The 1,234-nt window shown below is 55.7% G+C and carries 2 protein-coding genes; both read left to right on the top strand.

Features of this window, described 5'->3' with window-relative positions:
- Positions 1 to 64: 64 nt before the first annotated feature.
- Positions 65 to 361 carry a transposase gene (locus GV819_RS32515; RefSeq protein ID WP_161760112.1) on the top strand — a complete coding sequence of 99 codons (297 nt, stop codon included), beginning with the start codon at positions 65 to 67 and terminating at the stop codon, positions 359 to 361.
- Positions 358 to 1,191: an IS3 family transposase gene (locus GV819_RS32510; RefSeq protein WP_218586323.1), complete on the top strand. Its 834-nt coding sequence runs from the start codon at positions 358 to 360 to the stop codon at positions 1,189 to 1,191. The genes GV819_RS32515 and GV819_RS32510 overlap by 4 nt, the downstream gene beginning before the upstream one ends.
- Positions 1,192 to 1,234 lie beyond the last annotated feature (43 nt).

Raw genomic sequence — 1,234 nt, 5'->3', positions numbered from 1 at the left:
GGCAAGCTGTTGTGGCTCAATGTTCCTGGACCACTCTGTAGGAGTTTCAACCTAAGGAAGCATCATGGGATTTCGGGTCGTTACCGCTGAAGAAAAGGCTGAAGCCATTCGCTTGGTCGTGGAGATGAATTACTCCGTGCCCAAGGCATGTGAGCAGACTGGCGTTGGGCCCACAGCCCTGCGTCGCTGGGTAGCGAGATGGCGCAAGGAGCATGAAGGAGCCTCGCAACCCACACGTCCTCAGGATCAGGAACTGATTGATTCACTGCAGGCCAGGCTGGCGTTGCTGGAAGCCGAGAACAGTGTCCTAAAAAAGCAGTTGCCCTCTCATCTGAAGGTGCTGTTCAGCCGAATCAAGTGATCGAGGGTTTGAAAGGGCTGCTCTCTGTCCGGCACGTTTGCCGACTTCTGGGCGTGCCTCGCAGCAGCTATTACGCTAAGCCCGTGGCCCGACCTGAGCCCCGGGTTGAGCGACATCTGGAAAAGACAATACGGCAACTGCACCGCGAGCATCGGGGCGCTCTGGGTGCCCGAGGGTTTATCAGGGCGCTCAAAAAACAGGGTGTCGTGATTGGGCGCCACCGTATGGGCCACCTGATGAAAAGTCTTGGACTGGTCAGGCGACGAGCCCGTTACGCCCACTATCGTCGTGCCAGTAAACCCGCCAATGCTGCAGCGAATGTCCTTGATCGTCGCTTTAACCCCTCATCGCCCAACACATTTTGGGCAGGCGACATTACTTACATCCGGGTCGGTGGCAGTTGGTTGTACCTGGCTATCGTCATGGATCTTTTTTCACGCCGGATCGTCGGCTGGGCTTTTTCCAGGACTGCCGATGCAGAGCTGTCGCTCAAGGCCTTACGGCTGGCTGTTGGTATACGTCGACCGGGTTCAGCGCTGGTGTTTCACTCGGATCAGGGCTGCCAGTACACGGCGGATCGTTTTGTCGAGTATCTGGCTGAGAAGCAGATCGTGCAGAGCATGAGTCGACGCGCAAACTGCTGGGACAATGCCGTAGTAGAGCGTTATTTCCGAACACTGAAACACGATTGGTCGCCTGAGAATGGCTACCAGAATCACTTCGAGGCACAGAAGGATGTGATGGATTTTATCGCTCATTACAACCATCGGCGTTGTCACTCTGCCTCGAACAACCTGCCGCCAGCTGCTTTTGAAAGGCTGGCGGCCTAATACTCCTACAGGATGGTCCAAAAAAACTGGACCACTACAAGCC

The organism is Pseudomonas sp. Fl5BN2, from assembly GCF_009908205.1.
Lineage (GTDB): Bacteria > Pseudomonadota > Gammaproteobacteria > Pseudomonadales > Pseudomonadaceae > Aquipseudomonas.
The sequence above is the reverse complement of the archived record's forward strand: the minus strand, read 5'-3'. Positions and strand labels throughout refer to the sequence as shown.